This is a genomic window from Inquilinus sp. CAU 1745 (genome assembly GCF_039839375.1).
Taxonomy (GTDB): domain Bacteria; phylum Pseudomonadota; class Alphaproteobacteria; order DSM-16000; family Inquilinaceae; genus JBDOQU01.
On sequence record NZ_JBDOQU010000007.1, the window covers coordinates 179,344 to 192,249 of the forward strand.

Annotated in this window: 12 protein-coding genes; 2 read left to right on the forward strand and 10 right to left on the reverse strand. The window is 64.6% G+C overall.

The annotated features are described in order from the left end of the window. Nucleotides 1–181: 181 nt before the first annotated feature. Nucleotides 182–1,756, forward strand: coding sequence for a glucan biosynthesis protein (locus AAFN89_RS10930; protein ID WP_347538955.1), 1,575 nt, complete (start codon nucleotides 182–184; stop codon nucleotides 1,754–1,756). Here the strand turns inward: AAFN89_RS10930 and AAFN89_RS10935 are convergent, their stop codons facing one another. The 9 genes from AAFN89_RS10935 to sufB form a co-directional block, all read right to left on the reverse strand. Then, nucleotides 1,757–3,493 (reverse strand): LytS/YhcK type 5TM receptor domain-containing protein, encoded by a 1,737-nt coding sequence (locus AAFN89_RS10935; protein ID WP_347538957.1) that lies wholly within the window; start codon nucleotides 3,491–3,493, stop codon nucleotides 1,757–1,759. 287 nt (nucleotides 3,494–3,780) lie between these two features. Then, nucleotides 3,781–4,842: an acyltransferase gene (locus AAFN89_RS10940; protein WP_347538959.1), complete on the reverse strand. Its 1,062-nt coding sequence runs from the start codon at nucleotides 4,840–4,842 to the stop codon at nucleotides 3,781–3,783. Between the two features lie 215 nt (nucleotides 4,843–5,057). Further along, nucleotides 5,058–5,486, reverse strand: a complete 429-nt coding sequence (locus AAFN89_RS10945) for an iron-sulfur cluster assembly protein (RefSeq protein ID WP_347538962.1) — start codon at nucleotides 5,484–5,486, stop codon at nucleotides 5,058–5,060. 3 nt (nucleotides 5,487–5,489) lie between these two features. Beyond that, nucleotides 5,490–5,867 (reverse strand): iron-sulfur cluster assembly accessory protein, encoded by a 378-nt coding sequence (locus AAFN89_RS10950; protein ID WP_347539067.1) that lies wholly within the window; start codon nucleotides 5,865–5,867, stop codon nucleotides 5,490–5,492. 59 nt (nucleotides 5,868–5,926) lie between these two features. Beyond that, nucleotides 5,927–6,364: a SufE family protein gene (locus tag AAFN89_RS10955; RefSeq protein ID WP_347538964.1), complete on the reverse strand. Its 438-nt coding sequence runs from the start codon at nucleotides 6,362–6,364 to the stop codon at nucleotides 5,927–5,929. 8 nt (nucleotides 6,365–6,372) lie between these two features. Then, nucleotides 6,373–7,638: a cysteine desulfurase gene (locus AAFN89_RS10960; RefSeq protein ID WP_347538966.1), complete on the reverse strand. Its 1,266-nt coding sequence runs from the start codon at nucleotides 7,636–7,638 to the stop codon at nucleotides 6,373–6,375. Then, on the reverse strand, nucleotides 7,638–8,969 hold the full coding sequence (gene sufD, locus AAFN89_RS10965; RefSeq protein ID WP_347538968.1) for a Fe-S cluster assembly protein SufD: 1,332 nt from the start codon (nucleotides 8,967–8,969) through the stop codon (nucleotides 7,638–7,640). The genes AAFN89_RS10960 and sufD overlap by 1 nt, the downstream gene beginning before the upstream one ends. After that, on the reverse strand, nucleotides 8,969–9,718 hold the full coding sequence (sufC, locus tag AAFN89_RS10970) for a Fe-S cluster assembly ATPase SufC (RefSeq protein ID WP_347538970.1): 750 nt from the start codon (nucleotides 9,716–9,718) through the stop codon (nucleotides 8,969–8,971). Before sufC ends, sufD begins: the two co-directional genes overlap by 1 nt. A 99-nt stretch (nucleotides 9,719–9,817) precedes the next feature. After that, nucleotides 9,818–11,275 carry a Fe-S cluster assembly protein SufB gene (sufB, locus tag AAFN89_RS10975; RefSeq protein ID WP_347538972.1) on the reverse strand — a complete coding sequence of 486 codons (1,458 nt, stop codon included), beginning with the start codon at nucleotides 11,273–11,275 and terminating at the stop codon, nucleotides 9,818–9,820. A gap of 650 nt (nucleotides 11,276–11,925) precedes the next feature. Here sufB and AAFN89_RS10980 point away from each other — a divergent pair. Then, complete coding sequence (locus AAFN89_RS10980; protein ID WP_347538974.1) at nucleotides 11,926–12,399, forward strand: VOC family protein; 474 nt, start codon at nucleotides 11,926–11,928, stop codon at nucleotides 12,397–12,399. A 156-nt stretch (nucleotides 12,400–12,555) separates the two neighbouring features. On the opposite strand, the gene AAFN89_RS10985 is transcribed toward AAFN89_RS10980, so the two are convergent. After that, nucleotides 12,556–12,882, reverse strand: a complete 327-nt coding sequence (locus tag AAFN89_RS10985; protein WP_347538976.1) for a ferredoxin family 2Fe-2S iron-sulfur cluster binding protein — start codon at nucleotides 12,880–12,882, stop codon at nucleotides 12,556–12,558. Nucleotides 12,883–12,906 lie beyond the last annotated feature (24 nt).

Sequence of the window (12,906 nt, forward strand, 5' to 3'; positions counted from 1 at the left end):
GAGTTCATGGGCGAGTTCATCGGCGGGTTATATGGGCGTTCGACAACGCCATGCAACCTCCGCCCGCCGCCGCACGTTCCTTGCCACAATGCGCTTCGGCCTTATGGCCGATCGCGCTAGATTCCGCTGCCGGATGGACAGGCCGTCCGGTCTCCCGCACGACCTTTCCCCGACAGGCCCGATGAAACGACGCGAGCTTCTCTCCACCGCCGCCGCCGCGACAGCGGTCGGCGCCCTTTATCCGCTGCTGGCCGCCCTGCCCGCCCGCGCCCAGATGACTGGATCGGCCGCCGGCCCTGCCCAGCCCTTCGATCGCGAATGGCTGGTGGCCGAGGCGCGGCGGCTGGCCGAGGCGGCCTATGTGCCGCCGCCGGACACGGTGCCCCAGGCCCTGAAGGATCTGAGCTGGGACCAATATCAGGACATCGCGTACGAGGAGGACGAATCCCTGTGGGCGGAGGACGATCTGGCCTTCCAGGTCCGGCTCTTCCATCTGGGGCTCTTCTTCCTGAAGCCGGTAAAGATCCATGAGGTGGTGGACGGGCAGGCGACGCCGATCGCCTATTCCAGCGACCTGTTCGACTATGGCGACAACGAGTTTGATCCGCCGTTGCCGGCCGATCTGGGCTTCGCCGGCTTCCGCGTCCATTTCCATACCGATTTCGAATTCGACATGGCGGCTTTCCTGGGCGCGAGCTACTTCCGGGCGGTCGGCGGCGAGCGGCAGTACGGCATGTCCGCGCGCGGCCTGGCGATCGACACCGGCCTACCGAGCGGCGAGGAGTTCCCGGACTTCCGCGCCTTCTGGATCGAGCGGCCGGCGCCAGGGGAGACGACCCTGACGGTCCATGCCCTGCTGGACAGCCCCAGCATCGCCGGTGCCTTCAGCTTCGACATCAGCCCCGGCCAGACCACGCTGATGGACGTGCGCACGAACCTGTTCCCGCGCGCCGCGATCAATCAGCTTGGCATCGCGCCGCTGACCAGCATGTACCAGTTCGGCGAGAACGACCGCCGCGTCTCGGACGATTTCCGGCCGGAGGTCCATGATTCCGACGGGCTGTCGATGTGGCGCGGCAACGGCGAATGGATGTGGCGGCCGCTGGTGAACTCACCCGTCCTGCGGGCCAACCTGTTCATGGACGAGAATCCGCGCGGCTTCGGCCTGCTGCAGCGCGACCGGAAATTCGAGCACTATCAGGATGACGGCGTCTACTACAACAAGCGGCCCAATCTGTGGGTGGAGCCGCTGGGGCCGTGGGGCAAGGGCGCGGTGCAGCTTGTCGAGATCCCGACGGCGGACGAGACGTTCGACAACATCGTCGCCTTCTGGGTGCCGGAGCAGGAGATCGCGCCGGGGCAGGAGATTGCTCTCGACTACCGCCTGTCATGGGGCACGCAGGTGCCGGGCAATTACGCGACCGCCGCCAGAGTCATCGCGACCCGGATCGGCGCCGGCGGGATTCCGGGGCTGGACCAGACCAGCGAAAGCCGGAAGTTCGTGATCGACTTCAAGGGCGGCGATCTGGCGCTCCTGAGCCGGGAAACGCCGGTGGAGCCGGTCATCACCACCTCCCGCGGCCGCATCAGCGAGCCGGCCGCGCGCCCGATCGAGGAACTGGGCGGCTGGCGGGTCAATTTCGACCTGGTGGAGGTCGAGGGCACGGAGCCTGTGGACCTGCGCCTCTATCTCAAGCTGGACGAAACGGCGCTGACGGAGACCTGGATCTATCAGTGGACGCCGCGCCGGATCTGATCAGCCGGTCCGGACCAGACTGGTCTGGCCGACGCGGTCCGGGGGGAAGTGCAGCGACGCGGTGGTGCCTTCCCCCTGCCGGCTCTCCAGGACCAGCCGCGCATCGTGCAGCTTCGCCAGCGAGAGCGTGATGGCGAGGCCCAGTCCGACGCCTTCATGGCGCTTGTTCAGCCAGTCGTCGCCCTGGGCGAAGGGTTCCATGACCTCGGCCAGGGCTTCCTCGCTGATGCCGATGCCGGTATCGGCCACGGCGATGCGGAACGCTCCGTCGACGATTGACGCCTCCACCCGAACGCTGCCGCCGGCGGCGGTGAACTTCACCGCGTTGACCAGCAGGTTCTGGACCATGTGGACGAGCGCCAGCCGGTCGGCATAGAGAAGCGGCAGGTCGCGGCCGAGCGATTCCGAATAGTCGATCCCGCCTTTCTCCACCGCCGGCCGGACCAGCCGGCCAACATCGCGGATGACCTCCACGGCATCAATCCAATCCTCATGGATCGGGAACCGCCCCGCCTCCAGCGTCGAGAAGCGGAGCAGGTTCTCCACCATGTTCAGCAGCGCGCGGCCGGCGCCGTTGATGTCGGCTATATATTCCCGCTGCTTGGTCGTCAGCGGCCCGACGACCGCCTGCTGCATCAGGTCGGAGAAGCCGATGACGGCGTTGAGCGGCGTTCTCAACTCATGGCTCATATTGGCGAGGAAGGCCGCCTTCACGCGGTTGGCCTCCTCCGCCTTGGTTTTGGCGGCCTCCAGCTCATGCTGGACCTGTATCTCCGGCGTCACGTCGCGGCCGATGCCGAGGACGCCGATCAGGCGGCCCTCATCGTCATAGGAGGGCAGTTTGGTCGAGGATACCCAGCATTCGCGGCCTGACGGCGTCATGAAATGCTCCAGATAACCGACGATCCCCTCCCCCTTCTCCATCACCTCTCGCTCGATGGACCGGAACAGCGCCGCATCGTCGGGTTTCAGGAACTCATCGTCACCGTGGCCGATCAGATCATCGGGATGGGTGCGGCCCAGATGGGCGGCCATAGCGGCGTTCGCCGCCAGGAACCGGCCGTCGGGATCCTTCAGATAGATGAATTCGGGCCAGCCCTCGAACAGGGTGCGCACGATGCCGCGTTCGATCGACAGAGCCTTCTGAAGCTTGTGCTTCTTCCTGAGCGCCCGGCGGAGGGCTACCAGCGCCGCGATCCTGTCTTCCTCATGCAGCAGGAGCCCGCCGAGAAGCGTCGTGCCGATGAGCGTTCCCGCGATCATCGGCAGGTAGAAGGTCATGAAGTTGGCCATGATCATCGACGGCAGCAGGACCCACAGGCCCAGGATGCTGGTCCCGGCCAGCGCCGCGCCGAGGACGATCAGGTTGAGGTACCGCAGCGCCTGGCGTTCGGGAATCCACAGCCGCGCCGACAGGCCGCACAGGAAGGCGACGAAGACCATGACGATGCCGGTCGGCGCGCCGCCCCCGCCCAGCCACAGCCTGAACGCTCCGGCGATGGCCGACGCCACCAGGCCGACGATCGGCCCGCCGAAGAAGCCGGCGACGCCGAGAGGCACGGCGCGAAGATCGAAGACGAAGCCGGGGTCGATCTCCACCGGCATCAGCATCCCGGCGATGGCGCCGACGCCGAACAGGCTTCCCAATACGATGGCGCGGCCCCAACGCCGCGGAACCCGCCGGAACAGGGGGTAGAGCGCCGCGATGATCGCGATCGACGCGATCTGTGACAGCACAGGTGCCGCCATTCCGAAGAGAGACGCCGTCATGCGTCTTGGTTAACCGATCAGGACTTAAGAAAATCGTAATGTGCCACGATTCCCGGGAGAGATGCGAAGATCTTCTCCTATTCGTCATTCCGGACTTGATCCGGAATCCATGGGCCGGCGCCGCCTTATGAGGGTGAAGGAGCGAGCACCGCCCCCGCGGCCATCAACACCGTATGGATGCTGGATCAAGTCCAGCATGACGTTTTCTGGTGCGATGCCCACTTGGTTCGACAGGCTCACCATGAAGGAGAGGTCTAAGCGCTCCTGCCCAGCGAGGCTTCGCGCAAGGGCGCGGGCCTGGACGTTGCCTTGCGGGGCGGGCGGTTGAGTAGGTCCGGGAGGGGGGACTGGAACAGCCAGGCCAGCGGCCGCCTGGCGCAGAGGGCATGGATGCCGAGAGGCAGCACGACGCAGACGGTGGCGATCAGGGCGACCGGTAGATAGCCCGGCGCCAGGTCGAATCTCAGCATCGCGTTGATCGTGATGGAGATGATGAGCGCGTGCAGGACGTAGATCGGCAGCGTGTTCCGGCCGATCATCGCCACCGCCGATCGCAGGGGCGTCCGCGCGATGAAGAGGGCCATGCCGATCCCGGCCGCCAGTCCGGCGAGATCGGCCAGCAGCACGACGATCGGCACGTTGAGCAGGCCGGTCATCCTGGCCGCACCCACGAGGGCCGGGAAGGCTATGATGGCGCCCGCCCAGGCTGCGAGAGGAACCTTCTCCGCCCGTTCGAACAGGAGCCGCGCCAGTTCCCCGCCCATGGCGAAGAACACGTAGTACTGCGCCAGATTGTTCAGGACGAAATTGTCGGTTCGGAACGCGCCGGATTCCACGGTCGCCGCCAGCGCCATCGCCAGGACCAGGTGCAGGCCAGGCGGCAGCCGGCGGAGGATGAAGGCCAGGCTGTAATAGAGCCCCAGCGCGTAGAGAAACCAAAGGCCGCTGAACGGGTAGAACAGGATGTTCAGGATCGGCGGCAGCACGCCGCCCTGCGCTTCATGGGCGATGCTGGGATCGGCCAGCAGCACGTAGTGCCGGACCAGCGACCAGAGCAGATAGAGATAGAGGTAATTGGTTATCCGGAAAGCCAGTTTGCTCCCCGGAGACTCCTTGTTGATCAGCCGCGCGGCGAAGGCGCCGGAAATGAAGAAGAAGAGCGGCATCCGCATGTACTGGAACAGCGAGGACAGCCCGCCCAGCAACGGGCTGTTCCAGCCGGTGGCCACGAAATAGAGGTCGATGTGATAGAGGATGACCAGAAGGATCGACAGGGCCTTGGCGCAATCGATCCAGTCTTTTCTCGTTCCGCTCACGGGGTGCCGTCTCCGCCTGTTGGCATTGATCAAGGCGGCGAAACCGGATGGAGACGTCCTCCTGCATGGAGAGCGTCACATTTACGTAAAATAAAACAGAAGAAAAACCGATATCGCCAATGGCGTCCGTGCTACTCGCGATCGCTCACGAAGGACAGGGACAATAACGTGATATCGAAACGAGCAAAAACGGGAACAGCCTTAAGCCCGCTCTTCTAGAAACCCAGCGCCAGCCGTGCGTCTTCGCTGGCTTTCTCAGGACCCCAGGGCGGATCCCAGGTGAGATCGACTTCACATCCCGTCGTACCGGGGACGTTGAGAACGCCCTTGCGAACCATCTCCGGCAGGCTGCCGGCGACGGGGCAGTTCGGCGCGGTCAGCGTCATCAGGACACGGACGGAGCCGTCCGCCGAAACGTCCAGATCGTAGATCAGGCCCAGATCGTAGATGTTGATCGGGATCTCCGGATCCTCGACCAGCATCAGGTTGTCGATCACCGCCTCCCGGACCGTCTCAACGTCGACCGGCGGGTCGACATGGTTGCGGTCGGTCTTGACGTGGATCCAGTCCGGCTCCACGACCTCCAGCCCGCCCATGAAGTCCTGGAGGCCAGGGCCTTCGGAAAGATTGCTCGCGGCGGACATCGGTCAGGGCGCCGCGGGTTCGGCATCGGGCTGCTGGGGCGCGACGCGGAAGCTCTCGCCGCAGCCGCAACGGTCGACCTCGTTGGGATTGTTGAAGACGAACCGCGCGCCCAGATCCTCCTGGACGTAGTCCATCTCCGTCCCGATCAGGAACATGGAGGCCGACGGCTCGATCAGGATGGTGACGCCCTTGTCCTCCACCACATCCTCGAACCGCTTCACCTCCTCGGCATATTCCATGTGATAGCTGAGGCCGGAACAGCCGCGTGCCTTGACGCCGACGCGGACGCCGACGATCGGCTTGTCGGCGTTCGCCATCAGTTCCTTCACCCGTTCCGCCGCGCGGTCGGTGATGGTGATGGCCTTGGGCAGGGGTCGCATGGTCGCCATTATCCGTGATCCTTTGTCCTCTTACCCGCACATATAGGGTCGCCGCTCGCCTAATTCACCGGCTCCGCCGTCGTGTAGGCTTCCGCCAAGCCCTTGATACGGGCCACCATCGCCGCCAGACCGCTGCGGCGGCCGCCGGACAGGTGCTTGTGCATCTCCACCCGCTCGAACAGGTCGGCGAGGTCGAGATCGAGCACCTCCCGCGGCGTCCTGCCGGAGCAGAGCGCGATCACGATCGCGACCAGCCCCTTGACGATGATGGCGTCGCTGTCGCCCTGGAACTCCAGCACCGGCTCCCTGCCGCTGTTGTCGACGCGGCTGACCAGCCAGACCTGGCTCATGCAGCCCTCGACCCTGGTGGCGGGCGTCTTCAGTGCGTCGGGCATCGGCGGCAGGGCCTTGCCGAGGCCGATGATGTAGTCGTAGCGCTCATCCCCTTCCAGGAACTCCAGCGCCTCGATGATCTCGTCCGCGTCCTGTTCGGCCATGACGGACCCTAGCTCAGCTTCCTGATCGCAGAGTCGACCGCTTCGGCCAGCGCGTCAACCTCCGCCCGGCTGTTGTAGAGGCCGAAGCTGGCGCGCGCCGTCGCGGTCACGTCAAGCATGTCCATCAGAGGCTGGGCGCAATGGTGCCCGGCGCGGATCGCCACGCCCGACCGGTCGACCAGCGTCGCCAGATCGTGCGGATGGGCGGCGTCCACCGTGAAGGAGACGATGGCGGCCTTGCCCGGCGCGTTGCCCTGGATCTTCAGCCCCCTTATGCGGGACAGCCTTTCGGTGGCGTAGCGCAGCAGATCGTTCTCATGGGCGCGGATGCGGTCGAACCCCAGCCGCGTCACATAGTCGATCGCCACGCCCAGCGCGATCGCCTCCACAATCGGCGGCGTCCCGGCCTCGAACTTGTAGGGCAAATCGTTGAAGCGGGTTTCCTCCCACGTCACCGACCGGATCATGTCGCCGCCGCCCTGATAGGGCGGCAACTGGTCGAGCAGATCCTGCTTGCCGTAGAGGATGCCGATGCCGGACGGCCCGTAGAGCTTGTGGCCTGTGAAGGCGTAGAAATCGGCGTCTATTGCGCGGACATCGACATGGCCGTGGACGGCCGCCTGCGATCCGTCGAACAGGACCTTCGCGCCGGCCCCATGGGCCAGCCGCGCGATCTCCGCCGCCGGCGTCACGGTGCCCAGCACATTGGAAGTATGGGCGATGGAGACCAGCCGGGTCCGTGGCCCCAGCAGCGCCTCGAACGCCGCCATGTCCAGCGACCCGTCGGGCAGCAGGGGCGCAACCTTCAGGACGATGCCCCGATCCTGGCGCAGCAACTGCCAGGGCACGATGTTGGCGTGGTGCTCCATCGCCGACACCACGATTTCGTCCCCTTCCCTGAGGGAGCGGCCGAAGCTGGAGGCGACGAGGTTGATCGATTCCGTCGCTCCCTTGGTGAAGATGATCTCCTTCACCGAATCCGCGTTCAGGAAGACGCGCACCTTCTCCCGCGCGCCCTCGTAGAGGTCCGTCGCCGCGCCGCTGAGATAGTGGAGCCCCCGATGGACGTTGGCGTAGTCGTTCTCGAGGATATGGGTGATGGCCTCGATCACCGCGCGCGGCTTCTGCGCCGACGCGCCATTGTCGAGATAGACCAGCGGCTTGCCATAGACCTCCCGCGACAGGATCGGGAAATCGGCCCGCACCCGATCGAGATCGTAATCGTTGACGGCGCTGACATGCGCCGCTGCGGGACGGGTCAGGGCATCGTCCATCAGGCGGTCTCCGCGTTTTCCATCCAGGTCCGCACCAGGGCGGCGAATTCCTCCCGCACCGCGTCGACCCGGACCTCCTCCAGCGCGTCCTGGACGAACGCCTCGACCAGGAGGGAACGGGCTTCCTTCTCACCGATGCCGCGGGCGCGCAGGTAGAACAGCGCCTCGGCGTCGATCTCGCCCACCGTCGCGCCGTGGCTGCATTTCACGTCGTCGGCGTAGATCTCAAGCTCCGGCTTGGAGTCGATCTCCGCCTCCCGCGACAGCAGCAGCGCACGGTTGAGCTGGTAGCCGTCCGTCCGCTGGGCGTCGCGGCGGACGATGATCTTGCCCTGGAAGACGCCCCGCGCCTTGCCGTCCAGCACGCCCTTGTAGACTTCCCGGCTGGTGCCGTCTGGCATGGCGTGGTCGATCAGCGTCGTGGTGTCCATATGCTGCCGGCGGCGGCCCAGATAGGCGCCGGAGAGGCGGCAATCCGCGCCGGTTCCGTCCAGCCGGGCGTAGATGTCGTTGCGCGCCAGCCCCGCCCCGTCGGACAGGATGAAGCTGTCATAGGTGGCATCCTTGGCCACATGCACGAAGACGGTGGAGAGGTGAAACGCGGCCTCGCCCTCGCTCTGGCGCTTGTAGTGATGGATATGCGCCCCTTCCCCGACGGTAATCTCAGTGACGCCGTTGGCGAAATAGGTTTGGCCGTCCGGCCCGCGATGGTCTTCCACGACCGTCGCCTGGCTGGCTTCCTCCGCCACGATCAGGAGGCGCGGATGATGGGAGACGGGATCGCCTTCATGGTCGGTGATGAAGAGGACCCGTATCGGCGCGTCGACGGTCACGCCGCGCGGGACGCGCAGCGCCAGCCCGTCGGTCAGGAGAGCATCGTTCAGATCGCGGAACGGCCGGTCCGGCAGGTCGGCCAGGCGCCCCAAATGATCGGCGACGAAGCCGTCGCCGGACTCCAGCCCGGCGGCCAGGCTTTCGATCCGCGCACCTTCCGGCAACGCGCCCAGCGCCGACAGATCGGCGCGGAAACGGCCATTGACGAAGACCACCAGATGATCGTCGCCGGTAACGGCCGCCACCAGTTCCGCCGCGCGGGGGGAAAGGGCATCAGCGGCCGGCGTCGGCTGGAATTCGACCTTCGCCAGGGCGCGGAGGTCGGTATATTTCCACGCCTCCACCTTCCGGCTGGGGATGCCCGCATTCTCGAACCGGGACAGCCCTTCCTCCCGGCGCGCGCGGACCCAGTCGCGGCCATGGCCCGGAAGGGTCTGCGCGACCTCACGGTACCGCTCCGAATAGGGCGTCTTGGGAACGACGGAGAGGGTCGGCATCACGCGGCCTCCGGCGCCACGCCCGCATAACCTTCCGCCTCAAGCCTGTGCGCCAGTTCCGGCCCGCCGGACGCGACGATGCGGCCGCCGGCCAAGACATGGACATGGTCGGGCACGATATAGTCCAGCAGGCGCTGGTAGTGGGTGATGACCAGGGCGGCGTTGTCAGGCGTCTTCAGCCCGTTCACGCCGTCGGCGACGATCTTCAGCGCGTCGATGTCCAGGCCGCTGTCGGTTTCATCCAGCACCGCCAGCCTGGGCTCAAGGAGGGCCATCTGGAGAATCTCGTTGCGCTTCTTCTCCCCGCCGGAGAAGCCGACATTGACCGCGCGCTTCATCATCTCCGGATCGATGCCCAGCGACTTCGTCTTCTCCCGCATCAGCTTCACGAACTTCATCGGGTCCAGCTCTTCCTCGCCGCGATGCTTGCGGTGGGCGTTGAGCGCCGTGCGCAGGAAGGTGGTGGTGCCGACGCCGCCGATCTCAAGCGGATACTGGAAGGCCAGGAACACGCCCTCTCGGGAGCGTTCTTCCGGCTCCATCTCCAGCAGATCCTTGCCGTCGAATGATATCGACCCGCCGGTGACCTCATAGCCGTCGCGCCCGGCGATGACGTAGGAAAGGGTGCTCTTGCCCGAACCGTTGGGGCCCATGATGGCATGGACCTCCCCCGCCTTGATGGTCAGGCTGACGCCCTTCAGGATTTCCTTGCCGTCGACGGCGACCTTCAGATCCTTGATCTCAAGCATTCGTCATTCTTCCCAAACTCTCGATCACCGCGTGCGCGGCGTTTTTCTTCCGATGTCATCATTTGTCATCATTCGCCGTTCTCGGCGAATGGACGGGGCTCAGCCGACGGAGCCTTCCAGGCTGATGCCGACCAGCTTCTGCGCCTCGACCGCGAACTCCATCGGCAGGACCTGCAGGACCTCCTTGCAGAATCCGTTGACGATGAGGGTCAGCGCCTCCTCTTCCCCGATGCCGCGCTGGCGGCAGTAGAAAAGCTGGTCGTCGCTGACCTTGGAGGTCGTCGCCTCATGCTCGACGCGGGCCGATTTGTTCCGGCTCTCGATATAGGGCACGGTATGCGCGCCGCACTTGTCGCCGATCAGCAGGCTGTCGCACTGGGTGTAGTTCTTCGCGCCCTCCGCGCCCGGCAGCACCTTCACCAGCCCGCGATAGGTGTTGTCCGACTTGCCCGCCGAGATGCCCTTGGAGATGATCCGGCTTCTGGTGTTCTTGCCGATATGGATCATCTTGGTGCCGGTGTCGGCCTGCTGGCGGTTGTTCGTGATGGCGACCGAATAGAACTCGCCCACCGAATTGTCGCCCTGGAGGATGCAGCTCGGGTACTTCCAGGTGATGGCGGAGCCCGTTTCCACCTGCGTCCAGGAAACCTTGGAATTCTTGCCCCGGCACGCGGCGCGCTTGGTCACGAAATTGTAGATGCCGCCCTTGCCTTCCTCGTCGCCCGGATACCAGTTCTGGACGGTGGAATACTTGATCTCCGCATCGTCATGGGCGACCAGTTCCACCACGGCGGCGTGAAGCTGGTTCTCGTCGCGCTGCGGCGCGGTGCAGCCTTCCAGATAGGAGACGTAGGATCCCTCCTCGGCGATGATCAGCGTACGCTCGAACTGGCCCGTATTCTCCGCATTGATGCGGAAATAGGTCGACAGCTCCATGGGGCAGCGGACGCCCGGCGGGATATAGACGAAGGAACCGTCGGTGAAGACGGCGGAGTTCAGCGCGGCGAAATAATTGTCGCCCACCGGCACGACGGAGGCGAGGTACTTCTTCACCAGTTCCGGATGCTCGCGGATCGCTTCGGAGATGGAGCAGAAGATGACGCCGACTTCCGCCAGCTTCTTCTTGAAGGTCGTGGCGACGGAGACGCTGTCGAACACGGCGTCGACAGCGACGACGCCGGCCAGCACCTTCTGCTCGTCGAGCGGGATGCCCAGCTTCTCATAGGTGCGCAGCAGTTCCGGGTCGACCTCGTCCAGGCTTTCCGGGCGCACCTTCTGCTTTGGCGCGGCGTAGTAGTAGGCGTCCTGGTAGTCGATCGGCGGGAACGAGACCTTGGCCCAATTCGGCTGTTCCATCGCCTGCCAGACGCGGAAAGCCTTCAGCCGCCATTCCAGCATCCATTCCGGCTCCTCCTTCTTGGCGGAGATGAACCGGACGATGTCCTCGCTCAGGCCCTTGGGCGCCGTCTCCTGCTCGATGAAGGTGACGAAGCCATATTTGTACTTGTCGCGGGTGACCGACTTGACCTGTTCGATCGTCTCGCTGACGGCTGCCATGACAGCTCCTCACTCAAGTTCACCGTCTACCGATTAACCAAGCTGCGCGCTCAGGTAATTGACCAGTTTCCGATCGTCCGGCGATCGGAGCCGCCGAGGCTGTCACCTCACATTGTGCGGCAGATAGACGATAGATAGGACGCTTCCGGCTTTATGCCAGGGGCTCTCCCACCCCCTTTATGCCTTTTCACGCCCGGAAATCCCGGAATACCGGCCGAAGTTCTATCATGGGGCGGATGGCACAAAAACCCTTTTGTTTCTAGGTCTTTGAGCTCGGGGGAGCGGGTAGCGCCGATGGATGAGCGTCAACCCTGATATGTCCTACTGTCATGGTAGGTTTATTTGGGGAAAATTCGTCATGCCGGACTTGATCAAGCACCCATGCAGCGTCGAAGAAGCCCAGGCTTCGATCACGTTTGCGCCGCCGGCGAAGCGGCGACGGCCCATGGATTCCCAATCAAGTCGGGAATGACCAACAAGGGAGCCTCATGGTGAGCCTGTCGAACCATGTGGCCCCGCATCCTTCGACAAGCTCAGGATAAGGACAACTTTCGAACGTCATGCGGGACGTGATCCGGCATAGTGGGGCATCAGCGGCGGGCGAAACGGAGAACGCCGAAATCCCGGGTTCAAAGCGAAAGGAGCACGCAATGCAGAAGAACACGATCTGCCTCTGGTTCGACAAGGACGCCGAGGACGCCGCCCGCTTCTATGCCGAGACCTTTCCCGACAGCGCGGTGGGAGCCGTATGCCGGGCGCCCGGCGACTACCCGTCCGGCGAGGAAGGCGACGTGCTGACGGTCGAATTCACGGTTGCGGGCATTCCTTGCCTTGGCCTCAACGGAGGCCCTCAGTTCAAGCACAGCGAAGCCTTCTCGTTCCAGATCTCCACCGACGATCAGGAGGAGACCGACCGCTACTGGAACGCCATCGTGGGCAATGGCGGGCAGGAGAGCGCGTGCGGCTGGTGCAAGGACAAATGGGGGATTTCCTGGCAGATCACGCCGCGCGTGCTGATGGACGCGCTGGCGGCTGGCGGCGGCGAAGCAAAGCGCGCGTTCGACGCCATGATGACCATGGGGAAGATCGATATCGCCGCGATCGAGGCGGCGCGGCGCGGCTGACGCTCTGAATGAAGTCCAAAATCGTCGTCATGCCGGACCCGATCCGACATCCATGCGGTATTGATGGCAGGGCCGTGCCCGGTTTTGCACCGCCCAGCGAAACGGTGGCGGCCCATGGATTCCGGATCAAGTCGGGAATGACCAACAAAGGTGTCGTTACATCATGTTGTTGGTGCCGGCCGGGAGGGTCACGGTCAGCCCGTCCAGGTCCTCCGTCACGATGATCTGGCAGCCCAGACGGGAGGTTTTGGTGAGGCCGAAGGCGAGGTCCAGCATGTCTTCCTCATCCTCCTTGATCTCGTCCAGCTTCTGGAACCAGGAAGGATCGACGATGACATGGCAGGTGGAGCAGGCGAGCGAGCCTTCGCACGCGCCCTCGATGTCGATGTCGTTCTCATGCGCGACCTCGAGCAGCGATAGGCCCACGGGAGCCTCGATCTCGTGCCGTGTGCCGTCCGGATCGATGAAAATGATGCGCGGCATGTCGCCAGTGACCTCGAATTTCCT

What these genes read in the sequence shown, in the direction of transcription:
- sufB (WP_347538972.1), bottom strand. Translation starts at nt 11,275, where the DNA reads ATGGCAGCCGTCAGCGAGACGATCGAACAGGTCAAGTCGGTCACCCGC.
- AAFN89_RS10950 (WP_347539067.1), bottom strand. Translation starts at nt 5,867, where the DNA reads ATGCGACCCCTGCCCAAGGCCATCACCATCACCGACCGCGCGGCGGAA.
- sufD (WP_347538968.1), bottom strand. Translation starts at nt 8,969, where the DNA reads ATGCCGACCCTCTCCGTCGTTCCCAAGACGCCCTATTCGGAGCGGTAC.
- AAFN89_RS10955 (WP_347538964.1), bottom strand. Translation starts at nt 6,364, where the DNA reads ATGGCCGAACAGGACGCGGACGAGATCATCGAGGCGCTGGAGTTCCTG.
- AAFN89_RS10985 (WP_347538976.1), bottom strand. Translation starts at nt 12,882, where the DNA reads ATGCCGCGCATCATTTTCATCGATCCGGACGGCACACGGCACGAGATC.
- AAFN89_RS10960 (WP_347538966.1), bottom strand. Translation starts at nt 7,638, where the DNA reads ATGGACGATGCCCTGACCCGTCCCGCAGCGGCGCATGTCAGCGCCGTC.
- AAFN89_RS10980 (WP_347538974.1), top strand. Translation starts at nt 11,926, where the DNA reads ATGCAGAAGAACACGATCTGCCTCTGGTTCGACAAGGACGCCGAGGAC.
- AAFN89_RS10945 (WP_347538962.1), bottom strand. Translation starts at nt 5,486, where the DNA reads ATGTCCGCCGCGAGCAATCTTTCCGAAGGCCCTGGCCTCCAGGACTTC.
- sufC (WP_347538970.1), bottom strand. Translation starts at nt 9,718, where the DNA reads ATGCTTGAGATCAAGGATCTGAAGGTCGCCGTCGACGGCAAGGAAATC.
- AAFN89_RS10930 (WP_347538955.1), top strand. Translation starts at nt 182, where the DNA reads ATGAAACGACGCGAGCTTCTCTCCACCGCCGCCGCCGCGACAGCGGTC.